28 protein-coding genes are annotated in these 19,501 nt (G+C 32.0%); 17 read left to right on the top strand and 11 right to left on the bottom strand.

Going from position 1 to position 19,501, the window contains the following annotated elements; genetic code table 11:
• The coding region (locus tag L6Q46_RS04945; RefSeq protein WP_291283372.1) for a hypothetical protein at window positions 1–180 on the top strand (180 nt) is incomplete at its 5' end.
• Window positions 181–216: 36 nt separating this feature from the next.
• On the opposite strand, the gene L6Q46_RS04940 is transcribed toward L6Q46_RS04945, so the two are convergent.
• The 4 genes from L6Q46_RS04940 to L6Q46_RS04925 form a co-directional block, all read right to left on the bottom strand.
• Window positions 217–1,080, bottom strand: coding sequence for a DUF5777 family beta-barrel protein (locus tag L6Q46_RS04940; RefSeq protein WP_291283371.1), 864 nt, complete (start codon window positions 1,078–1,080; stop codon window positions 217–219).
• A 61-nt stretch (window positions 1,081–1,141) separates the two neighbouring features.
• Window positions 1,142–1,918 carry a T9SS type A sorting domain-containing protein gene (locus L6Q46_RS04935; RefSeq protein WP_291283370.1) on the bottom strand — a complete coding sequence of 259 codons (777 nt, stop codon included), beginning with the start codon at window positions 1,916–1,918 and terminating at the stop codon, window positions 1,142–1,144.
• A 6-nt stretch (window positions 1,919–1,924) separates the two neighbouring features.
• Window positions 1,925–2,440: an ankyrin repeat domain-containing protein gene (locus tag L6Q46_RS04930; protein ID WP_291283369.1), complete on the bottom strand. Its 516-nt coding sequence runs from the start codon at window positions 2,438–2,440 to the stop codon at window positions 1,925–1,927.
• Window positions 2,440–2,826 carry a hypothetical protein gene (locus L6Q46_RS04925; protein WP_291283368.1) on the bottom strand — a complete coding sequence of 129 codons (387 nt, stop codon included), beginning with the start codon at window positions 2,824–2,826 and terminating at the stop codon, window positions 2,440–2,442. Before L6Q46_RS04925 ends, L6Q46_RS04930 begins: the two co-directional genes overlap by 1 nt.
• A gap of 71 nt (window positions 2,827–2,897) precedes the next feature.
• Here L6Q46_RS04925 and L6Q46_RS04920 point away from each other — a divergent pair, with 71 nt between their 5' ends.
• Genes L6Q46_RS04920 through L6Q46_RS04910 form a run of 3 tightly spaced genes read left to right on the top strand, consistent with a single transcriptional unit; the run spans window position 2,898 to window position 4,526 of the window.
• On the top strand, window positions 2,898–3,257 hold the full coding sequence (locus L6Q46_RS04920) for a hypothetical protein (RefSeq protein WP_291283367.1): 360 nt from the start codon (window positions 2,898–2,900) through the stop codon (window positions 3,255–3,257).
• 15 nt (window positions 3,258–3,272) lie between these two features.
• Window positions 3,273–3,812 (top strand): YceI family protein, encoded by a 540-nt coding sequence (locus L6Q46_RS04915; protein ID WP_291283366.1) that lies wholly within the window; start codon window positions 3,273–3,275, stop codon window positions 3,810–3,812.
• A gap of 42 nt (window positions 3,813–3,854) precedes the next feature.
• Window positions 3,855–4,526, top strand: coding sequence for a hypothetical protein (locus L6Q46_RS04910; protein ID WP_291283365.1), 672 nt, complete (start codon window positions 3,855–3,857; stop codon window positions 4,524–4,526).
• Between the two features lie 51 nt (window positions 4,527–4,577).
• Here L6Q46_RS04910 and L6Q46_RS04905 read toward each other — a convergent pair whose 3' ends face one another.
• The 4 genes from L6Q46_RS04905 to L6Q46_RS04890 all read right to left on the bottom strand — a co-directional run bounded on the left by L6Q46_RS04905 (window position 4,578) and on the right by L6Q46_RS04890 (window position 7,761).
• A complete protein-coding gene (locus L6Q46_RS04905) occupies window positions 4,578–5,018 on the bottom strand; it encodes a hypothetical protein (protein WP_291283364.1) in 441 nt (146 codons plus the stop codon).
• A 4-nt stretch (window positions 5,019–5,022) separates the two neighbouring features.
• Window positions 5,023–6,267 carry an ornithine--oxo-acid transaminase gene (gene rocD / locus L6Q46_RS04900; RefSeq protein WP_291283363.1) on the bottom strand — a complete coding sequence of 415 codons (1,245 nt, stop codon included), beginning with the start codon at window positions 6,265–6,267 and terminating at the stop codon, window positions 5,023–5,025.
• A gap of 225 nt (window positions 6,268–6,492) precedes the next feature.
• Window positions 6,493–7,032, bottom strand: coding sequence for a DUF1697 domain-containing protein (locus tag L6Q46_RS04895; RefSeq protein ID WP_291283362.1), 540 nt, complete (start codon window positions 7,030–7,032; stop codon window positions 6,493–6,495).
• A 30-nt stretch (window positions 7,033–7,062) separates the two neighbouring features.
• Window positions 7,063–7,761, bottom strand: coding sequence for a DUF1003 domain-containing protein (locus L6Q46_RS04890; protein WP_291283361.1), 699 nt, complete (start codon window positions 7,759–7,761; stop codon window positions 7,063–7,065).
• A gap of 123 nt (window positions 7,762–7,884) precedes the next feature.
• Between L6Q46_RS04890 and rlmD the strand changes: the two genes are divergently transcribed.
• The 5 genes from rlmD (at window position 7,885) to L6Q46_RS04865 (ending at window position 12,871) form a co-directional block, all read left to right on the top strand.
• Window positions 7,885–9,297, top strand: a complete 1,413-nt coding sequence (gene rlmD / locus L6Q46_RS04885; RefSeq protein ID WP_291283360.1) for a 23S rRNA (uracil(1939)-C(5))-methyltransferase RlmD — start codon at window positions 7,885–7,887, stop codon at window positions 9,295–9,297.
• Between the two features lie 2 nt (window positions 9,298–9,299).
• Window positions 9,300–9,833 carry a DUF6452 family protein gene (locus tag L6Q46_RS04880; protein WP_291283359.1) on the top strand — a complete coding sequence of 178 codons (534 nt, stop codon included), beginning with the start codon at window positions 9,300–9,302 and terminating at the stop codon, window positions 9,831–9,833.
• A complete protein-coding gene (locus tag L6Q46_RS04875) occupies window positions 9,814–10,521 on the top strand; it encodes a DUF6048 family protein (RefSeq protein WP_291283358.1) in 708 nt (235 codons plus the stop codon). The genes L6Q46_RS04880 and L6Q46_RS04875 overlap by 20 nt, the downstream gene beginning before the upstream one ends.
• A gap of 218 nt (window positions 10,522–10,739) precedes the next feature.
• Window positions 10,740–12,383 (top strand): hypothetical protein, encoded by a 1,644-nt coding sequence (locus tag L6Q46_RS04870; RefSeq protein WP_291283357.1) that lies wholly within the window; start codon window positions 10,740–10,742, stop codon window positions 12,381–12,383.
• On the top strand, window positions 12,380–12,871 hold the full coding sequence (locus L6Q46_RS04865; protein ID WP_291283356.1) for a hypothetical protein: 492 nt from the start codon (window positions 12,380–12,382) through the stop codon (window positions 12,869–12,871). The genes L6Q46_RS04870 and L6Q46_RS04865 overlap by 4 nt, the downstream gene beginning before the upstream one ends.
• Before the next feature lie 115 nt (window positions 12,872–12,986).
• On the opposite strand, the gene L6Q46_RS04860 is transcribed toward L6Q46_RS04865, so the two are convergent.
• Both L6Q46_RS04860 and L6Q46_RS04855 read right to left on the bottom strand, forming a co-directional pair.
• Window positions 12,987–13,220, bottom strand: a complete 234-nt coding sequence (locus L6Q46_RS04860; protein WP_291283355.1) for a hypothetical protein — start codon at window positions 13,218–13,220, stop codon at window positions 12,987–12,989.
• Between the two features lie 120 nt (window positions 13,221–13,340).
• Window positions 13,341–14,504 (bottom strand): THUMP domain-containing protein, encoded by a 1,164-nt coding sequence (locus L6Q46_RS04855; RefSeq protein WP_291283354.1) that lies wholly within the window; start codon window positions 14,502–14,504, stop codon window positions 13,341–13,343.
• 147 nt (window positions 14,505–14,651) lie between these two features.
• Here L6Q46_RS04855 and L6Q46_RS04850 point away from each other — a divergent pair, with 147 nt between their 5' ends.
• The 8 genes from L6Q46_RS04850 to L6Q46_RS04815 all read left to right on the top strand — a co-directional run bounded on the left by L6Q46_RS04850 (window position 14,652) and on the right by L6Q46_RS04815 (window position 19,250).
• On the top strand, window positions 14,652–15,395 hold the full coding sequence (locus L6Q46_RS04850; protein ID WP_264369005.1) for a class I SAM-dependent methyltransferase: 744 nt from the start codon (window positions 14,652–14,654) through the stop codon (window positions 15,393–15,395).
• The gene (locus L6Q46_RS04845) at window positions 15,395–16,129 is read left to right on the top strand and encodes a ZIP family metal transporter (protein ID WP_026726257.1); all 735 of its coding nucleotides are present in this window, start codon (window positions 15,395–15,397) and stop codon (window positions 16,127–16,129) included. Before L6Q46_RS04850 ends, L6Q46_RS04845 begins: the two co-directional genes overlap by 1 nt.
• Before the next feature lie 65 nt (window positions 16,130–16,194).
• Complete coding sequence (locus L6Q46_RS04840) at window positions 16,195–16,575, top strand: PH domain-containing protein (RefSeq protein ID WP_153208188.1); 381 nt, start codon at window positions 16,195–16,197, stop codon at window positions 16,573–16,575.
• Window positions 16,576–16,579: 4 nt separating this feature from the next.
• The gene (murQ, locus tag L6Q46_RS04835; RefSeq protein ID WP_291283353.1) at window positions 16,580–17,398 is read left to right on the top strand and encodes an N-acetylmuramic acid 6-phosphate etherase; all 819 of its coding nucleotides are present in this window, start codon (window positions 16,580–16,582) and stop codon (window positions 17,396–17,398) included.
• An 8-nt stretch (window positions 17,399–17,406) separates the two neighbouring features.
• The gene (locus tag L6Q46_RS04830; protein WP_111565507.1) at window positions 17,407–17,871 is read left to right on the top strand and encodes a hypothetical protein; all 465 of its coding nucleotides are present in this window, start codon (window positions 17,407–17,409) and stop codon (window positions 17,869–17,871) included.
• Window positions 17,871–18,074 (top strand): DUF6095 family protein, encoded by a 204-nt coding sequence (locus L6Q46_RS04825; protein WP_291283352.1) that lies wholly within the window; start codon window positions 17,871–17,873, stop codon window positions 18,072–18,074. Before L6Q46_RS04830 ends, L6Q46_RS04825 begins: the two co-directional genes overlap by 1 nt.
• A 1-nt stretch (window position 18,075) precedes the next feature.
• Window positions 18,076–18,447, top strand: a complete 372-nt coding sequence (locus L6Q46_RS04820) for a DNA topoisomerase IV (RefSeq protein ID WP_291283351.1) — start codon at window positions 18,076–18,078, stop codon at window positions 18,445–18,447.
• Between the two features lie 32 nt (window positions 18,448–18,479).
• Complete coding sequence (locus L6Q46_RS04815) at window positions 18,480–19,250, top strand: TerC family protein (RefSeq protein WP_291283350.1); 771 nt, start codon at window positions 18,480–18,482, stop codon at window positions 19,248–19,250.
• Between the two features lie 151 nt (window positions 19,251–19,401).
• On the opposite strand, the gene L6Q46_RS04810 is transcribed toward L6Q46_RS04815, so the two are convergent.
• A partial coding sequence (locus L6Q46_RS04810) for a formate--tetrahydrofolate ligase (RefSeq protein ID WP_291283373.1) occupies window positions 19,402–19,501 on the bottom strand: 100 nt, incomplete at its 5' end.

Genomic DNA, 19,501 nt, shown 5'->3' with positions numbered 1-19,501 from the left:
GAAAACGAAACCGGAAGTTTTGTAAGCAAAGCCGAAGTAAAAGACAATAAATTAGTTATTGTATCAACAAAAAACTATATCAATTCCTACGAACCAAATGCTAATTGGAAAAAAATGATTGCCTTCTTAGATGCGGCATACCAATTTTCACAAGAAAAAGTATTACTTAAGAAGAATTAAAAATTAAAAACCGAGCTTAGCTCGGTTTTTTTATATTTAAAAAACGCGTACTAAATTAAATCCAAAAGCAAACTCACCTTTACCCCAATCACCTACTGTTTGCCCTAGATATCCTGTTTCATGCATTGCCGTTGCGTTTGTAAAATGCATTTGAAAAACGTGACCGCCAGTTTCTAAATCAAAACCTATTGATAACGGATTTTTATAAATAGATTCACTAGCGCGGTTTAAATGAGCTACATAATCTACATTAAACGACCAACGCTTAGTTAACTTATAACGACCTCCAATTCCCATTGCATATTGTGTATTTTCTTGAGGATTAGGAGAAATTACCATATTATTTTCATCTAAAATATCACGTAATGTATTTTCGTGAAAAATGGTTGGCGCTAATTCCAATGACAACTTTTCTGAAAATTTTCGAGAAATTAAAATTTGAGTGGCAAAACTCAGGCGATTTTCAAATTCTAATTTTGGATAATCTTCTTCTTTCAATTCGGTATTAACAGCAATACTATTAAATCCAACAATAGTTACTGGAAAATTATTTTCTCCTTGTGCAAACAAACGATACTTTACAGCTGCATCATAAGTTTCTTGAAAACCACTTCTTGCTATATGAACTGTTAACCACTCATTTACTCCGTAAAGAAACTTTATTTGTGTGTTGGCATTATCTAATCCAAAAAAATCATCAAATCCGTTTTCAACAAATCCAAAACGATGGGCTACTATAAAATAAAAATCACCTTTTGCAGCTAATTTTGTAGATTCTAAATTCACAATTTTTAACGATTTAAAAGCCGATTCTACTTTTTGATTTTTTGGTACAGAATCGATTTCACTTAACAAATCATCTTGGGCTTGTAAAACTAATGGACAAATAAATAATACCATAAAAATTTTACAAAAACTTTTTCTTTTAAATAGCATACTTTTAGATTTTAGCAATAAACAATTAATTAACAATTATTTTTTTCCAAGACTTTTCGGTATCATTTTGAAGCTCTAATAAATAAACCCCACTTTGTAATCCACTGATTTTTAGAATTACACTTTCTGAAAAATCTTTAACTTCGACAGTCTTGATAAAAATTCCTGTATGACTATATACGTTTATTTTATTCAAATGGGTTTTAGTTTCAATAGTAAAATCGCCATTACTTGGATTAGGATACAATTGCGAGTCTTTTAATGAAAAACTTTCTGTTCCTAATGTAAAAGTGATGTCTAAAAAAACACCTCTATTTGTATTTCCATGATAACTCAACACAAAAGAAGCAGAACTGAATCTAGCCCAAGCTAAATCAATAGATGTATCTGCAAAATTAAAAGTGTAATCATTAGTATCTCCAGTACTAAATGGTCTTGTAGCTACAATAGTTCGCAAACCAACACTTGGAGAATTATTGGTATTTGTAGTAATAGACCAATTATTCGTTACGTCATCTGTTGGAGTTGAGCCTACTCCATTATGTCTTGCATCAACTAAAGTTACATTATTCCAATACACCAAATCGGTCCCAGCTTGCATTCCACCGGTAAATGATCCAAATTGCAATGCAAACCATCTATCATTTGGCCCTGTTAATGTTAAAGTAGCCAGCGAAGTGTTACTGTCTAAAACTAAAGATGCTTTAACATTTGAGGACAAATCAATCAAACCTGTAGATTTCTGTTGAGAAAAGGTCAACAAAAATCCAAACAATAGTAAAATAGTAATTTTATTTTTCATAGCTAATTATTTTAAAAGATTAATAATTTCATCATTTTTGGTAAAAATTGCATACTCAAAAGCTGTTTTTCCGTCTTGATCAACAAGTAACTTATTGGCATTAAACTGAAGCAATAAATTGATTATTTTAATATTTTTAAATTGAATTGCATACATCAAGGCTGTTACTCCTTTCTGATTAGTTAAATTAGGATTCGCATTTAGTTTTAAAAGTAATTCAACAATTTCCACATTTCCTTTCACGGTTGCTGCCATTAAAGCTGTACCTTCAGGAGAAACATAATTTATATCCGCTTTATTTTCGATTAAAAATGAAACCATCATATTGTTTCCTGAATAACATGCTAAAATTAATGGCGTAAATCCGTAAGGATTAATTTGATTGATACAAGTTGGATTTGATTTAATATAAAACTGAGCTTCCTCAATTGTACCTTTTCTAGCGATATTAAAAAATGAATTTTCTTGAGAAAAACTCATGTAAAAGCAAAACATTAAAAGAAATAGTAATAGTTTTTTCATTATTTAATTAGTTTACATTCATCCATTTTAAACTCTTCTAGTAAATCATCATAGCCAATAAATCTACCTTTAATTTGTATTGTATCATTAACATTTAAACCTGTAGGCTTTTCTTTTAATCTCGCTGATAATGAATTATCGATATAAATACTATTGGTAGCTAAATCTATACTTGATATTTTTCCGTATATCTCTATAGTTTTATCTAAATATTTGTCATTAGCTAAACTATCGTTTTGAGAAAATTCTTTTTTTAAATCAACAATAGAAATCGTATAAGATACTTTTTCATTGGCGATAACTCGGTGGCTCTTATAAATATAGTTATATATCAAAAAAGCGCTCAGTATAAAAAGAATTAAAAAAATTAACACATTTTTTTTCATATTACTAATTTATTTACAAATTTAATAAAAAATATATAACTTTACATAAAAATTATTTTGACACAAAAACTATGAAAAACAAAATTTACATTTTATTAATCTTTAGTTGTATCACTTTTAATAGTTGTACAACAGATAGCGTATCTGATCTTGAAGAAACAGAGGTAACTATCATTACTTACACAACAACCATAAAAGGCATTATTGATAACAACTGTATTAGATGCCATGCAACAGTTCCTGTAAATGGAGCACCTATGTCTTTAACTACATACGAAAATGTAAGAGATGCGGTTTTAAACCGAAATTTATTAGATCGGATTTCAAGAGCAGAAGGAACATCTGGCGCCATGCCTTTTGGAGGTCCTAGACTTCCTCAAAGTAATATTGATGCCATAAACGAATGGGCTGATAACAATTTCCCTCAATAACTAAATTTCAAGACTATGAAAACTAAAATAATAATGATGCTTCTCTTTTTTAATGGTTTCGGTTTTGCGCAAGACAAATTAATTACAAAAACAGGAACCATAACTTTTGAAGCTTCTGTACCGTCATTTGAAGAAGTAAAAGCTAAGAATTCAGGTGTTTCTTGTGTATTAAATACGAAAACAGGCGAAATTGCTTCATTAGCATTAATGAAAGGGTTTCGTTTTAAAGTCGCCTTAATGGAAGAACACTTTAATGAAAATTATGTAGAAAGCGACAAATTTCCAAAAGCAACTTTTAAAGGAAAAATAGAGAATTTCGATTTATCTAAAATAACTTCAACAGCAAACAATTATACCATTAAAGGCAAATTAGAACTACATGGAAAATTAAAAGATATTGTTATTACCGCAAAAATTAAAAAAGGAAAAGATGGCATAGAAATTGTTTCAGACTTTAATGTCAATACAGACGATTTCGACATTGAAATTCCAAGTGTGGTAAGTAAAAAAGTTACCAAAAAAGTAAATGTACAGTTTGAATTTGTATTGAAATAGTATTTTATTACATTTACAACATTATTCAAACAAACTATTCAAATGAAAAAACTATCACAAATTGCATTAACTGCCTTATTATTTGTAGGAATTACAACTACTGCGCAAACTCAATTAAAAAAAGGCTCTGTAACATATAGCATGACAATGCCTAATGCTTCAGAAGAAATGGCTGCTATGGGCGAAAGTACAATTACCGTCCATTTTGACGAAAAAAATCAAGCTACCGACATGAGTATGATGGGCGGCATGATGTTAATGAAAACTATTGTTCCTACAGCAAATAAAAAAGATTCTAAAATGACTGTGGAAGTTATGGGAATGAAATATGAAATTACCGATATTGGAGAAGAAGCTAGCAAAGCAACTAACAATGTAGGAAATGTTGAAAACGCTACTGAAGTTATCTATGACAAAAAAGACACTAAAGAGATTTTAGGCTTTAAATGCTACAAAGCTACCATTTCTATGAACGATGGAACTAAAAGCGTATTTTATATCACAGATGCAATTGCACCACAAGCTGTTGAAGCAGATGCTAAAGTAAAACTTTCAGGTTATCCACTAGAAATGAATGTAAAAACTGCTCAAGGTGAGATGCTAATGAAAGCTACTAAATTTTCAAAAGAAATAACTGCAGATGCTTTTAAAGTAGGTGAAGGTTTTACAAAAGTAACTATGGAAGAATTCCAAAAACAAATGGGCGGTATGTAAAATCTACTTTCCAAAAATAAAAAATCCCGATTTACATCGGGATTTTTTATTTTATGAAACAGAGGACGCTATTGCAAATAATCCTCCAAAGAGTATCAATATATAAAGCGAAATAACCACAATAACAGAAATTCCTAAAAATTTGTAATGTGATTTTAAATTCACAAAAGCATCAGTTAACAAATTTTGATCATTAAATTGAAGCGCAGTTTTCATATTAGACGAATATTTATACAAATAGTAAATTGGAAAAAAATAAAGAGCCGCTAAACCAAAATATAAAAAAGACATAAATCCTTTTAATGCTCCAAAATAACCAAGTTCCGTTGCTTCTTCAGGAATTGAAGAAAGTGCTACTGTCATAAATAAGGCGGCAAGAATCATAAATCCTACACCAATAAATCCCATAATAGATAAAAAGAAACTCCATTTTGCACCTTCTCTTAAAGCCTCTTTTGCTAATTGATTTAATTCTAAATTTTTTTGTTCCATACTACTAGTTTTCAAATTCTTTTAAAGTGTTTATAATAATTGATACACAATCTCTCAATTGCTCTTCTTTCATAACTAAAGGTGGCGCAAAACGAATTATGTTTCCATGGGTTGGTTTTGCCAATAATCCGTTTTCTGCTAAACGTAAACAAATATTCCAAGCTGTATCGCTTTCTTCGGTATCGTTGATAACAACTGCGTTTAGTAATCCTTTACCTCTTACTAAAGTAGCAATGTTTGAAGTTTCAATAAATTTACCTAATTCTTCACGGAAGATTTTTCCTAATCTTTCAGAATTTTCAGCTAATTTTTCATCTGTAATTACTTCTAAAGCAGCAATTGCAACTGCAGCAGCAATAGGGTTTCCACCAAAAGTAGAACCATGCTGACCTGGCTTAATTACATTCATAATGGCATCATTTGCCAAAACTGCCGAAACTGGATAAGCTCCACCAGATAACGCTTTACCTAAAATTAAAATATCAGGTTGTACATTTTCATGATGAACAGCTAATAATTTACCTGTACGAGCAATTCCAGTTTGTACTTCGTCTGCTATGAATAAAACGTTATTTGCTTCACAAATTGCTTTTGCTCTTGCTAAAAATCCTTCAGAAGGAACGTAAACTCCAGCTTCACCTTGAATTGGTTCAACTAAAAATCCTGCAATGTTTTTTGATGAATTTACAGCTTTTTCTAACGCTTCAATATCATCATAAGGAATACTGATAAATCCAGCCGTATAGGGTCCGAAGTTTTTTCGTGCGTTTTCGTCGTTTGAGAATGAAATGATTGTAGTCGTTCTTCCGTGGAAGTTACCATCACAAACGATAATTTGAGCGTCGTTTTCGTTGATTCCTTTTTTCTCGTAAGCCCATTTTCTACACAACTTTAAAGCGGTTTCTACTGCTTCAGCTCCTGTGTTCATTGGTAATACTTTATCAAATCCGAAATAGTTGGTTACAAATTGCTCGTAAACACCTAATTTATCATTGTAAAACGCTCTCGAAGTTAATGTTAAAGTCTGTGCTTGTTGCACCATTGCTCCCACAATTTTCGGATGACAATGTCCTTGATTTACCGCAGAATAAGCCGAAAGAAAATCGTAATATTTCTTTCCTTCTACATCCCAAACATAAACGCCTTCTCCTCTACTTAAAACTACTGGTAGTGGATGATAATTGTGTGCACCGTACTTGTCTTCTAATGCAATTGCTTCAGCCGAAGTCATTCTTTCTAAAACTGACATAAAATTTTGTTATTGATTGTTACATCGCAATTCCTTCTTACTGGTGAGAAATCAACCATATAGTTGTCAAAAATACAAAAATCAAGGGCAAGTTCAAATTCAAAATCAATAATCTCTAAAAATTCTATTTTTTGGAACACAGATTTTAGAAATGGAAGAAATTTTAAAAATATATAAACTAGGCCAAACTCTTTTAAACTTTTAAACCCTTAACCTTTAAAACTCTTAATCAAACATTTCCAATAACGTCGAAACCGTATTCCAGTTTCTAATTGTGGCAACAACGTTTAATTTTTTCTCAATATATTTTTGATCTAATCTTGTTTTTCCAGCTCCAACAGCGTATTTGATGTAAATTCTGCTTTTATCAATTGCTGCTTCATCGGGTTTGAATTGACTGATTTTTAAATCGTTGATAGCGCTTCCTTGTAATTCTTTCGAAAGAAAAGCCACGTACAATTTCTTGGTATCACATTCTTTTTCTTTTAGATAAGGATTGTTTTTAAAACACGCTTCCAAATCTTCTTTATTAATAACTACAACTGGAACTTCCAATCCTAATTCTTTGAAAATTTCTTGCTTGATTTTAAACCCAACACTAGCACCATGTTCTTCTTCCGAATCCACAAAAACATTTCCCGATTGAATATAAGTTCGCACATTTTGAAATCCTGCATTTTCTAAAAGCGTTTTCAAAACGTCCATTTTTATCATGTTGTGACCGGAAACATTAATTCCGCGAAGTAAAGCTAAGTGGGTTTTCATGGTAGTAATTTGGTGCAAAAATAGAATTTCCTATTTAATTCGGTTCAAAATATCGTTCATCATTTCAATTTGCACTTTTTGAATTTCGATTAACTCTTGTTGTTGGTGCATTACCAAATGATCTATTTTATCATCTAACATTCTAATTTCTAGCTCTGATTTCAAATTAATCATGTAATCTTTCTTTGCTCGTTCTCGGTCTTTTTCTTCCTGACGATTTTGACTCATCATAATTACTGGCGCTTGTAGTGCGGCAATACACGACAAAATCAAGTTCAATAAAATGAAGGGATAAGGATCGAACTCTTTATTCGTAAAAATAATCACATTGGAACCAATCCAAATCGAAATGAAAACAAAAAAAGCAATTATAAAAGTCCAACTTCCTCCAAATGCCGCCACTTTATCAGCTACAATTTGTCCGTAATTTCGAGTATCAACTTCTTCTTCTACTTTTGCTACAAACGAAGTATCGTCACCTAAAGACCGAACTACATCTTTTTCTAATTTTGATAACTGACTAATTTCGGTTTGCAAAAATTTTGAAATGTATTTTTCACGATACACATTCAATTCTTGTACTGAAATAGAATCATTCACATCAAAATCGGGAAAATCTTCCAAAATTAAATTCAAAATAGAAGTTCGAATTGTTTTCCCAGAAACTCTATCATTTTCGGGAAACTCGATATTGGAAATAGCACTTGTAAACGTTGTATTGTTTCTCATAATTCAAAAACATTTTAGCTAATTTACGATTAAAACCTTTGGATTTAACTACTATTGATTTTAAAAATTGTAGAAATCGAAAAAATCTTATCAAATCCGCACAACAATTCTTATTTTTGCCTCATGGGAAAAAAGAGAACAGAAAAAATCGTATTCGAAAACGTAAAAATCCTTGATGCAGGTGCAAAAGGTGTATCGGTAGCAAAAGCTCCTGATGGTAAAGTAATATTTCTTCCAAATGTAGTGCCAGGCGATGTGGTAGACGTGCAAACCATGAAGAAAAGAAAAGCCTACTACGAAGGTAAAGCTATAAAAATCCATGAATTTTCAGAACATAGAATCGACCCGGTTTGCGAGCATTTTGGTGCTTGTGGTGGTTGTAAATGGCAAAACATGAAGTACAGCCAACAATTGTTCTATAAAAATCAGGAAGTATATAACAATTTAAAGCGAATTGGTAAAATTGAATTGCCAGAATTCGAGCCAATTTTAGGTTCGGAAAAGCAATTATTCTACCGAAATAAAATGGAATTTGGTTTCTCGAATGCGCGTTGGATGACCGATGCCGAAATTCAATCGGGAACAGAATTTGACAATAAAAATGCGTTAGGATTTCACATTCCAAGAATGTGGGATAAGATTTTAGATATTGAGAAATGTCACTTACAAGAAGATCCGTCAAACGAAATTCGTAACGAAATTAAACGATTTGCAAACGAAAACAACCTAACGTTCTTCAATGCAAGAGCTGTGGAAGGTTTATTGCGAACGTTGATGATTCGTACCGCTTCAACGGGTGAAATCATGGTGTTGATTCAGTTTTTTGAAAACGATAAAAACGGCATCGAATTAATGATGAATTTCTTAGCGGAACGTTTTCCTCAAATCACTTCATTACAATACGTTATCAATCAGAAATTGAATGATACGTTGTATGACCAAGACATTATTTTGTTCAAAGGTCGTGATTATATTTTAGAAGAAATGGAAGGTTTGCATTTTAGTATTAATGCAAAATCGTTTTATCAAACCAATTCGGACCAAGCGTATGAATTGTATAAAATCACTAGAGAATTTGCTGGTTTAACTGGAAACGAAACTGTTTACGATTTATATACAGGAACCGGAACAATTGCACAATTCGTATCGAAGAAAGCGAAAAAAGTAATTGGTGTAGAAGCCGTTCCAGAAGCAATCATTGATGCAAAAGCCAATGCGGAACGCAATAACATTACGAATTGTGAGTTTTATGTAGGTGACATGAAAAACGTTTTCAACGACGAATTCATCAACCAACACGGACAACCAGACGTTATCATCACCGATCCACCACGTGACGGAATGCATAAAGATGTGGTAGAAATGCTATTAAAAACTGGTGTGCCAAAAATTGTGTATGTAAGTTGTAATTCGGCAACACAAGCACGTGATTTAGCTTTGATGGACGAAAAATATAAAGTAGTTCGTGTGCGTCCTGTGGATATGTTTCCGCAAACGCATCATGTGGAAAACGTGGTTCTTTTAGAAAAAAGATAAATATGAAAAAAATAGTTTTTATAACCCTATCCTTGCTTTTAGCACTCTCCTTTTGGAACTGCGAAAAAGATGATATTTGTGCCGAGGGGACTCCAACTACACCAAGAGTAATCATTGAGTTTTACGATGCTGCCAATCCTACCGTTTTGAAAAATGTTACGAATCTTCGCGTGGAAGAATTTGGAACAGGTGAAGGTGTTGTTTTTAATGAAAATTTACCAGAAACAAGTCCAGCACGTTTTTTAACCAATGAAAACAAAATTGCGATTCCTTTGAAAACTTTTGATAATATTTCTGAGTTTGATTTTAAATTCAATTACGGAGATGCTTCTGAAAACAATGATGTAATAACTTTTAACTATGCAACTCAAGAAGTTTACATTTCTCGAGCTTGTGGATATAAAATGACATTTCAATTAGATGCGACAGATGGTACTGTAATAACTTCAGATGCAAACAATTGGATTCAAAACATCATAGTAAACCAACCTAATATTGAAAACGAAAATGAAGTACATGTTAAGATTTATTTTTAGTCTGAGCTTATTGTGCTTTTCATTATTAGGAAATGCACAAACTAAAGACACTTCAAAAGTTATGTATCCTGAACGCTACGGATTACGTTTAGGTACCGATTTACATAAAATTGCGCGTTCGTTTTACGAAAAAGACTATCGTGGTTTTGAAGTGGTAGGAGATTATCGTTTAACCAAGCGTTTTTACATCGCTGGTGAACTTGGAAACGAAGACAAAACTGTAGACGACGACCGATTAAACTTTACCACAAAAGGAACGTATTTTAAAGTAGGTTTTGATTACAATTCCTTTGAGAACTGGCTCGATATGGAAAACATGATTTACGTAGGAATGCGTTATGGAGTAAGCAGTTTTAGCCACACCTTGAACAGTTATAAAATCTACGATCCTACCAATTATTACGGTGAAAATATCATAATTTCAGGAAGAGAATACGATGGTTTAACAGCAAGTTGGTTAGAAGTTGTGGGCGGCATCAAAGCCGAATTATTCAACAACTTATACATGGGTTTTTCTGTGCGATTAAACTATTTGGTTTCCAATAAAAAACCAGATGGATTTGATAATCTTTTCATACCTGGTTACAACCGAACATATGACGGAAAATTTGGAGCAGGATTTAATTATACCTTAAGTTATTTCATACCAATATACAAGAAAAACAAAACCACAACAGAGAAAAAATAAGAAACAAAGCGTTACGAAAGTGACGCTTTTTTTGTGAGATGATTTATGAAGTTGTAAATCTTTTATTATATTTGGAAAACAAAAAAGTATGATGTTTGTCAGACATATACACCCAAAATTGGGTAGCTATGTATGATTTTGTCAGGCATATAAACAAGTTGTAGGCTATATTTACTCAACTAACCTTTAAAAAAAGGAGTAACCAAAAACAGCGTATTATGAAAAACAAATTATTTAAAATTTTCAGTTCTACTGTATTATTAATAACTGTTTTCTTCTTTTCTTGTGAAAAAAATGAAGTCAATATTGATGAACATTCGCACGTTGATAAAAACAAAATTTCATTCAAAGAATTTTTGAACAAAACACAAATCAAAGATTTTAATTTTCAAATAAATACTAATACAACTTCAAACCAATCAATTGCAAACAGACAATCTAGTGATTTTATTGCTTTTGTTGTAGATACTACTTTAGTAAAACAACGTATTCAAACAAGTGGTAATTATACTTTTACATTACCAGTCATTCCTGTTCCATATCAAAATACCGAAAGTCTTTTCTATAATATTGTTTTTTATAAATCAAATAATGTTTGGCAATGGTCAATTTTAGAGTATGAGAAAACTCAAAATACAGAATACGAGTTTAGTGTTCAAGAAATTGTTAATGACTTTAACCATAATGGTCTCGTAAACATGAGATTACAAGGTGTTTGGAGTACTACAACTACATTTAACTGCGTTGGTTGCACAGGTACTTGTGATTTATGTCATTTATGTGTTTCAACTACAACAACCTATGAATTAGCAATTCTAGATGACCCTACAACTCAATTTGAAATTATTGAAGATTATGGTAATGGAAATCCAAGTCTTGGAGCTGGTGGAAGCATAAATGAAGTTTTAGCTAATATTTTAAGTTCAGAGGAACTTATATGGTGGAACGGTGCATCTCAAGAACAAAAGCAACCTATTTTAGATTATCTAAATCCTAATATTAACAATGGAGAATCATGGCTATTTGTAAAAGAAGCGATAAAGACATTAAAAAATGGCGGAGAAGTTGATTTTGAAAATCAAATTATTTCCGACCCTGAATTTAAAGATTCTCAATTAGACTGCATTCATAAACAATTAAAGGAAATACCAAATAGTTTATATTCTATAATGTTAGCAGAATTTAATGACAATACAGGTTCAACACTAACATTTAAAATTGGCACAACACCAGCTGGAGATTGGGGTATAACAAAAGGTAACAATACTTTAGTTAATCATTACACAATAACAATTGCTCAAAATGTTGAGAATGGTTCTAATTTAATGAAAACAGTTACATTATGTCATGAACTTATTCATGCATATATGTTTAATTCATTAGAAAAAGCGAACTATATAATTTTTGATAATTCAGGTGCTCCTTTTTTTAACTCAAATCTTTGCAACACTTCAACAAATTATCAAAATATTGATTTAAACACACTGAATACTGCTGATCGTCTTTTAGTCCTTTTATGTGGAATGCAACAAGCTGGAACATTACATGGTGAACAATGGTCACACGAAATATTCAATACCGCCACTTTTGACATTGTTACTTACAGACAAGCTTTAGAAAATTTTATTTTAGCCAATCATGATTGGGATAATGAAAGTCCTATTTTCAAAACCAGAGCGATGAATGTTTTTGGCAATAGATGGAAGCAAAAAGTTGCTCAGGCAACTTCTTGGATTGGTTTAGAAGAAACAGCAGATTATCAAAATTATATTAATTCTCACTCATCAAATATTTTACAAAAACTGTATCTAGAAGTTTTTAAAAGTATTGAAATTTTAGACGCTAAATCTACATGTTTATGAAAAATTTAAAATACATATTTTTTTTATTTCTTGTTATAAATTCAAAAGCTATATCACAAGAAGTTAAAGAGACAAAGAAAAACTTATATATCTTATTAGGTAATAATGACCGAAATCAATTTATCGAAAATGATTCTATAGTCTTACGAACATTTTACTTAGATTTTGGTAAATTTAGAGATAAAACAGGTAAACATATTAAACTTAAAGTTGATGAAAACAATAATCTAGAAATAAATACTTGGATAAAAGGTGCTAGTGGTTTACCACCAAAAATATTTTTCTATTATTTTTCAAATGAAATAAATAGAAATGAACTAGAAAAAGTTGATGAAAAAAAACTAAAAAATTTTTTAGAAGAAGATGAAATTATTAAGTACGTCGAATTCGATAATTTAAAGGAAATTCTACCTAAGTTTAATATATATGTTGTTCAAAAAGAGGGTGATGAATATTTTGCTTGTAAAGTGGAATACTCAATACAATAAAATAATACAGCCTACAAGCTGCCTAACGTTAAAAACCAATCTAAAAAGCTGTTTATGGCTACTCGCCATTTTAAAGTATAAAGAAAAAAATCCCGAGCTCTCACTCGGGATTTTCTTATTCTATTTCTTTCACACCTTTAATAAAAAACCACTTCATGTAGATTTTTTCACCGTTGTGGGTTTTAATCGCTTGAAATTTTGGAGCTAAAATTAAAGCTACCATAAAAGCTGTCATGGGTATCCAAAGACCATTCAAATGGGTAAACTCACCTACTAAATATAATGTTGGCAAATAAATAATGGCAAATCCTAAGAAATTATATAATAATGATTTTACTTTTTTACTCATTGTTTATAATGTTTAATTGTTAAATCGATAAATTGTTGAATTGAAAACGCATCTGTCATTCTGAACTCGTTTCAGAATCTATCCAGAGAAGCTGAAACGAGTTCAGAATGACAAAAAATGTTACTCTTCAGTATTCATGTACTTCCCCTTCTTGCTGCCTTCGTACATTTCGTATTTCACCAAACGGGCTTCCAGCTTACCATTGAAAAGTTTAATTTTTCTACTTGGTTTCAAACCTACGAATTTTAAAGCTTCAAGATTAGCTGTAATGAACCAAGCATTGGTATTCGGGTAATTTTGTTTTAAAGTATCTCCAATTTCTCTGTAAAAACGCTCCATATCAATATCCAAACGCTCTCCATAAGGCGGATTGAATACCATGTGCAACGGTCCTTCAGTTTCTTTTTTAGAATCGAAGAAGTTTTCATTGGTAATCGTAATATATTCGTCTAAATTGGCGTTTCTAACATTGTCTTTTGCTTTCGCAACTGCACTTGGTGCTTTATCATAACCTTTAATCGTATAATGAAATTCGCGTGTTTTCTTCAATAACGATTCTAAAATATTATCAAACAATTCGGCATCCCAATCTTTCCATTTCTCAAAAGCAAATTCTTTTCGATTGATATTCGCTGGAACGTTGCAAGCAATCATCGCTGCTTCTGCTAAAATTGTTCCCGAACCACACATTGGATCTAAAAAATGACTTTTTCCTTCCCAACCAGCTAAAATCAACATTCCGGCCGCTAACACTTCATTGATTGGCGCAATATTCGTAGCACTTCTGTATCCTCTATGGTGCAACGAAGCACCCGAAGAATCTAAGGAAACCGTTACATTATCTCTATCAATATGCACGTGAATTTGTAAATCTGGGAAATCTTTATCAATACTTGGACGTTTTCCGTTCAAATCTCTAAATTGATCAACTATCGCATCTTTAGTTTTCAAAGCCACAAACTGACTGTGATTGAAGTTTTCTGAATGCAACGTAGTTTCTACTAAAAACGTATTGTGTTCCGTTAAGTAATCCGACCAATCAATCGCTCTGATACCTTCATACAACGCTTTATCGTTATGTGCTTTAAAAGTTTTAATGGGTTTTAAGATTTTTAAAGCTGTACGCAGCGCCAAATTAGCTTTGTACATAAATCCTTTATCGCCTTTAAAACTCACCACACGTGTACCGATTTCCACTTGTTGTGCGCCAAGAATTTGTAATTCTCTAGCTAATATTTCTTCAAAACCAAAAAAGGTTTTGGCAGTCATTTTAAAATTTTCCATTTACTTTTCTTTAAAATAGTAATTTCCTTTTCCTTACTATTATTTTTAAATTTGATTTCCGAAATTAGAAATCAATATTCCTATTAATTGAATTATCGTGCAAAAATACACTAAATTTGCAAGATTAATTTGCCTGAAAAAGAATAAATGTCAGAAATACAAAAGACTTCAACAGAAAATTGGTTTGCCTCTTGGTTTGATACCGAATATTATCACATTTTATACAAGGAACGCAACGACGAAGAAGCGCAATTGTTAATGGACAATTTGACGCATTATTTAAATCTTCCAGAAGATGCTAAAATCTTAGATTTGGCTTGTGGAAAAGGACGTCATGCGATTTATTTGAATTCATTAGGTTTTGATGTTACGGGTGCCGATTTATCTGAAAACAGTATTAAAGAAGCTTCTGAGTTTGCCAATGAAAAACTGCATTTCAAAGTGCACGATATGCGCGAAACGTGTAACGAAAAATACGATGCTATTTTCAATTTGTTCACAAGTTTTGGCTATTTTGAAGACGATGCCGACAATTACAAAACCATCAAAGCCATTCACAATAGTTTAACCGAAACGGGTTTTGCCGTAATCGATTTTATGAATGTGGATTATGTATTGGAAAATTTAGTTGCCGATGAAGTAAAATCGGTAGACGGAATTGATTTTCACATCAAACGTTATTTGAAAGACGGACACATTTACAAAGAAATTGATTTTGAAGATAAAGGCGAAAAGTTTCATTTCACCGAAAAAGTACAAGCACTTCGCTTAGAAGATTTCGAAAAAATCATGGAAGAAGCCGGCATTTATCTTTTGGATATTTTTGGCGATTATAAATTGCGAAAATTCTTTAAAACACAATCCGAACGTTTAATTATGATTTTTAAATAATGCAATATATCATCACCTTTTCAGCCGTTATTTTAGGGTTTTTAATCGCTTTGTTTTTAAAGCCCCAAAAGAAAAAAAACATCAAATTATTGTTGGCGTTCAGTGGTGCGTTTTTACTTTCGCTAACAGTTTTGCACTTACTTCCTGAATTATTTAGCGAAGGACACAATCATGTTCACGAAGGAGAAGAAGCACATGCAACGTTACCTGTTGGCGTTTTTATCATGATAGGAATTTTGTTCCAAATCTTATTAGAATTTTTCTCAAAAGGAGCTGAACACGGTCACGTTCACGTGCATACTGACGAGCATAACGAATTGCATCACATTCCGTGGTTGTTGTTTATTAGTTTGTGTATTCATGCCTTGTTAGAAGGTTTTCCAATTCACGAAAACAACAATTTAGCGTATGGAATTGCAATACACCACTTCCCTATTGCTATTATTTTGACTTTATTTTTCGTAAATGCGAAGATGAATAAAATGATGATTTTTGCTTTCATGTTTTCTTTCGCATTAATGACACCGCTTGGAACTTTATTAGCGGAACAAATGCATTTTGCCCAACATTATTCAAAGGAAATTTCGGCAGTTGTAGTGGGGATTTTATTTCATATTTCGTCTACGATTATTTTTGAAAGTAACGAAGGACATAAATTCAATTTGGCTAAAATTACCATGATTGTATTTGGTTTTGTTTTGGCTTACATTATTGAAATGGGACATTCGCATTAATCGTAAATCAACATAAAACATAAGTACTTTTTACTTAAATTTGAAGAACATTTAAAACATTTAATATGGGATTATTTTCTGCGCTACTTGGCAATGCAGGTGCTGTAAATCAAGAAACTTTAGTAAAAGATTACGGAAAACTTTTAATTACAGGTGAAGAAATCGAATTGGGTTTCAAATTGATTCGCGATACTTTTATTTTTACCAACAAGCGATTAATTCTAATTGAAAAACAAGGAATTACCGGTAGCAAAATCGAATATAAATCCATTACTTACAAAAGTATTTCACGTTTTAGCGTAGAAACGGCAGGAACTTTTGACTTAGAAGCCGAATTGAAAATTTGGGTTTCAAGCGAAGCGAATCCAAGTATCGTGAAACAATTTAATAAATCAGTAAATGTGTATGATGTGCAGAATGTTTTGGCGCATCACGTTTTAAAATAATCGCATGAACTTTACCAAAACCACTGAACAAGCTTCCAAATACGAACATTTAGAAAAAATGTCGGTTACTGATTTGTTGACTAATATCAACAACGAAGACAAAACTGTTCCGTTAGCTGTTGAAAAAGCGTTACCACAAATTGAAAAACTAGTGACAGAAATTGTTTCGAAAATGAAACACGGCGGTCGTTTGTTTTACATTGGAGCAGGAACTTCTGGTCGTTTAGGAATTGTAGATGCATCGGAATGTCCTCCAACTTTCGGAGTTCCGTTTGATTTGGTAATCGGAATTATTGCTGGTGGCGATACTGCCATTAGAAAAGCAGTAGAATTTGCCGAAGACGATCGAGAACAAGCTTGGAAAGACTTACAACAATGGAACATCAATGAAAACGATGTTGTGGTTGGAATTGCCGCATCAGGAACTACACCTTATGTAATTGGTGGTTTGGAAATGTGCAATCAAAATAACATCAGCACCGGAAGTATCAGTTGCAATTCGGAAAGTCCATTATCAAAAACAGCTAAATTCCCTATTGATGTTGTGGTTGGACCAGAATTCGTAACAGGAAGTTCTCGCATGAAAGCTGGAACCGCTCAAAAGTTGGTTTTAAACATGATATCGACTGCCACTATGATTCAACTTGGAAAAGTAAAAGGCAACAAAATGGTCGACATGCAATTGAGTAACACCAAGTTAATTGACAGAGGAACTCGAATGATTATGGAGGAAATTCCGGTAAGTTATGAAGAAGCCAATCAATTATTACAAACACACGGAAGTGTTAGAAATGCAGTAGATTTTTACAACAACAAAAAATAAAACATACTATGAAACAATTCTTTTTAATCTTGGCAGTATTTGGTTTTTCAATATCTTTTGCTCAAAAATTAGAATATACAAATGGTAAAATTTATCAAAATGGAGAACAATTGTCTTCGTTTGAAACAAAAAATTTAATGAAAACAGATTTAAAAGCGTTACGTGTTTTTAAAAATGCAAAAACGAAAGAATCACTTGGAGGTTTTCTTTTGGGAGTAGGAATTGGAGGAACAGTTGCCGATTTAGTAATGGGATTAACCTCAGATGTAAAATATCCTACAGCAATTACCTATGCTGGTGTTGGTTTAATGGCTATTTCTATTCCTATTTTATCGGGAAGAAAAAAAATGGTTCAGGAAAGTGTAGACATGTATAATCAAGGATTAATTGACGAAAAGAAAACATTAGGCGATAATTTCGAACTAAATATTGTAAATAATAGTAATGGAGTTGGACTTCGAATTAATTTCTAATGGCAACAGATAAAAACATACTAGCAAAAGGTATAAAATATCTTTCAGGTGCTTTGCCTTTATTATTTCTTGGACCAGTAATTATAAACAGTGCTTTCAAATTAGGAATTATTATTGCCTTAGCTGCTATGTTTTTGATATTTAAAGGAATTACTACTCTGGTAAAAAGTATGTTTGAAGGTGATAAAAACACAAATACATAATATGAAATCCATTTTTATTTTATTTTCGGCGCTACTTCTGGTTTCTTGCTACAATCAAGAACGCAATTGTAAAGATTTTAAAACCGGAAAATTTACTTCGGAAACTGAAATCGAAGGTAAAAAATATACCAGTACTTTTGAACGAAACGATTCTATCCAGATTGAAAGCTACGAAGGAAAAATAGACACTTTTAAAGTACGATGGACTAACGATTGCGAATATGTTATTCAAAATGTCAATCCAAAAAATCGCGAAGAGAAAAAACCAGTTCAAATGAAAATTTTGACAACTGACTCAGATTCATACACTTTTGAATATTCTTTTGTTGGCGATTCAAAAAAACAGCGCGGAACTGTAACAAAACTGAAGTAATCAACGTACAATACAATTTAAACACTATATAAATGGAAGTTTTCTTAAACCCAGATGCTTGGGTAGCCTTGTTAACCCTAACTTTTTTAGAAATCATTTTAGGTATCGATAACATCATCTTTATTTCAATTGTTACCGGAAAATTACCTCAAGAAAAACGCAAAAAGGCTACTCGAATTGGATTATTCTTAGCCATGTTTATGCGTATTGCATTGTTATTTGGAATTACCTTATTAATTGCTATGAAAGCGCCTTGGTTTAGCTTTGATTTTGGTTGGTTTTCAGCTGATATTACTGGTCAAGCCTTGATATTATTACTTGGTGGATTGTTTTTAATTTATAAAAGTACCAAAGAAATCCATGAAAAAGTAGACCATAAAGGTGAAGAAGAAAAAGAACTAAAAACTTCGGCTACTAAATCTTTTTCAAGCGTAATTATACAAATTCTTCTAATTGACTTAATTTTCTCTGTAGATAGTATCTTAACTGCGGTTGGTATGACAAACGGTATAGAAGGCGCGTTAGTAATTATGATTACTGCCGTAGTAATTTCGGTTGGAGTTATGATGTTATTTGCAGTTCCAGTTGGAAATTTTGTAAACGCTAATCCATCAATCCAAATCTTAGGTTTAGCCTTCCTAATCTTAATCGGATTTATGCTAATTACCGAAAGTATGCACTTATCACATGCCGAATTAGTGGGTCAACACGTAGGTGCTGTTCCTAAAGGTTATTTATATTTTGCAATTGCATTCTCATTAGCAGTAGAATTTTTAAACATGAAAATGCGTAAGAAAAAATAAAATTCAGCAACGAATGGTTCGGGGCATACCGGCTGACCCTATTCCTGCTATACATTACAATAAAAAATGGTGATTAATTAAAATCACCATTTTTTATTTCCATTCCTATCAGGGTTAGATAGGATTTGTATTGTTTATTTGTGTCAAAATTCTAAGACAATCCCGTAATTCTTCCTTCGTTATCAATATCAATTCGTTCTGCATTTGGAACAGCTGGCAAACCAGGCATTCGCATTACTTCACCTAAAAGC

The sequence above is a fragment of the Flavobacterium sp. genome (assembly GCF_023151265.1).
In the GTDB taxonomy this organism is placed as follows: Bacteria; Bacteroidota; Bacteroidia; order Flavobacteriales; family Flavobacteriaceae; genus Flavobacterium.
This window is presented reverse-complemented; position numbering and strand designations above follow the sequence as displayed.

Excerpts from the sequence above, each read along its gene's own strand:
- L6Q46_RS04895 (WP_291283362.1), bottom strand. The coding sequence starts at position 7,032 with ATGAAAACCCACTTAGCTTTACTTCGCGGAATTAATGTTTCCGGTCAC.
- L6Q46_RS04905 (WP_291283364.1), bottom strand. The coding sequence starts at position 5,018 with ATGGAACAAAAAAATTTAGAATTAAATCAATTAGCAAAAGAGGCTTTA.
- L6Q46_RS04860 (WP_291283355.1), bottom strand. The coding sequence starts at position 13,220 with ATGAGTAAAAAAGTAAAATCATTATTATATAATTTCTTAGGATTTGCC.
- L6Q46_RS04880 (WP_291283359.1), top strand. The coding sequence starts at position 9,300 with ATGAAAAAAATAGTTTTTATAACCCTATCCTTGCTTTTAGCACTCTCC.
- L6Q46_RS04845 (WP_026726257.1), top strand. The coding sequence starts at position 15,395 with ATGCAATATATCATCACCTTTTCAGCCGTTATTTTAGGGTTTTTAATC.
- L6Q46_RS04940 (WP_291283371.1), bottom strand. The coding sequence starts at position 1,080 with ATGGTATTATTTATTTGTCCATTAGTTTTACAAGCCCAAGATGATTTG.
- L6Q46_RS04910 (WP_291283365.1), top strand. The coding sequence starts at position 3,855 with ATGAAAAAACTATCACAAATTGCATTAACTGCCTTATTATTTGTAGGA.
- L6Q46_RS04870 (WP_291283357.1), top strand. The coding sequence starts at position 10,740 with ATGAAAAACAAATTATTTAAAATTTTCAGTTCTACTGTATTATTAATA.
- L6Q46_RS04825 (WP_291283352.1), top strand. The coding sequence starts at position 17,871 with ATGGCAACAGATAAAAACATACTAGCAAAAGGTATAAAATATCTTTCA.
- L6Q46_RS04890 (WP_291283361.1), bottom strand. The coding sequence starts at position 7,761 with ATGAGAAACAATACAACGTTTACAAGTGCTATTTCCAATATCGAGTTT.
- L6Q46_RS04820 (WP_291283351.1), top strand. The coding sequence starts at position 18,076 with ATGAAATCCATTTTTATTTTATTTTCGGCGCTACTTCTGGTTTCTTGC.
- L6Q46_RS04855 (WP_291283354.1), bottom strand. The coding sequence starts at position 14,504 with ATGGAAAATTTTAAAATGACTGCCAAAACCTTTTTTGGTTTTGAAGAA.
- L6Q46_RS04850 (WP_264369005.1), top strand. The coding sequence starts at position 14,652 with ATGTCAGAAATACAAAAGACTTCAACAGAAAATTGGTTTGCCTCTTGG.
- L6Q46_RS04920 (WP_291283367.1), top strand. The coding sequence starts at position 2,898 with ATGAAAAACAAAATTTACATTTTATTAATCTTTAGTTGTATCACTTTT.
- L6Q46_RS04875 (WP_291283358.1), top strand. The coding sequence starts at position 9,814 with ATGTTAAGATTTATTTTTAGTCTGAGCTTATTGTGCTTTTCATTATTA.
- L6Q46_RS04830 (WP_111565507.1), top strand. The coding sequence starts at position 17,407 with ATGAAACAATTCTTTTTAATCTTGGCAGTATTTGGTTTTTCAATATCT.
- L6Q46_RS04915 (WP_291283366.1), top strand. The coding sequence starts at position 3,273 with ATGAAAACTAAAATAATAATGATGCTTCTCTTTTTTAATGGTTTCGGT.
- L6Q46_RS04815 (WP_291283350.1), top strand. The coding sequence starts at position 18,480 with ATGGAAGTTTTCTTAAACCCAGATGCTTGGGTAGCCTTGTTAACCCTA.
- murQ (WP_291283353.1), top strand. The coding sequence starts at position 16,580 with ATGAACTTTACCAAAACCACTGAACAAGCTTCCAAATACGAACATTTA.
- rlmD (WP_291283360.1), top strand. The coding sequence starts at position 7,885 with ATGGGAAAAAAGAGAACAGAAAAAATCGTATTCGAAAACGTAAAAATC.
- L6Q46_RS04925 (WP_291283368.1), bottom strand. The coding sequence starts at position 2,826 with ATGAAAAAAAATGTGTTAATTTTTTTAATTCTTTTTATACTGAGCGCT.
- rocD (WP_291283363.1), bottom strand. The coding sequence starts at position 6,267 with ATGTCAGTTTTAGAAAGAATGACTTCGGCTGAAGCAATTGCATTAGAA.
- L6Q46_RS04865 (WP_291283356.1), top strand. The coding sequence starts at position 12,380 with ATGAAAAATTTAAAATACATATTTTTTTTATTTCTTGTTATAAATTCA.
- L6Q46_RS04935 (WP_291283370.1), bottom strand. The coding sequence starts at position 1,918 with ATGAAAAATAAAATTACTATTTTACTATTGTTTGGATTTTTGTTGACC.
- L6Q46_RS04930 (WP_291283369.1), bottom strand. The coding sequence starts at position 2,440 with ATGAAAAAACTATTACTATTTCTTTTAATGTTTTGCTTTTACATGAGT.
- L6Q46_RS04840 (WP_153208188.1), top strand. The coding sequence starts at position 16,195 with ATGGGATTATTTTCTGCGCTACTTGGCAATGCAGGTGCTGTAAATCAA.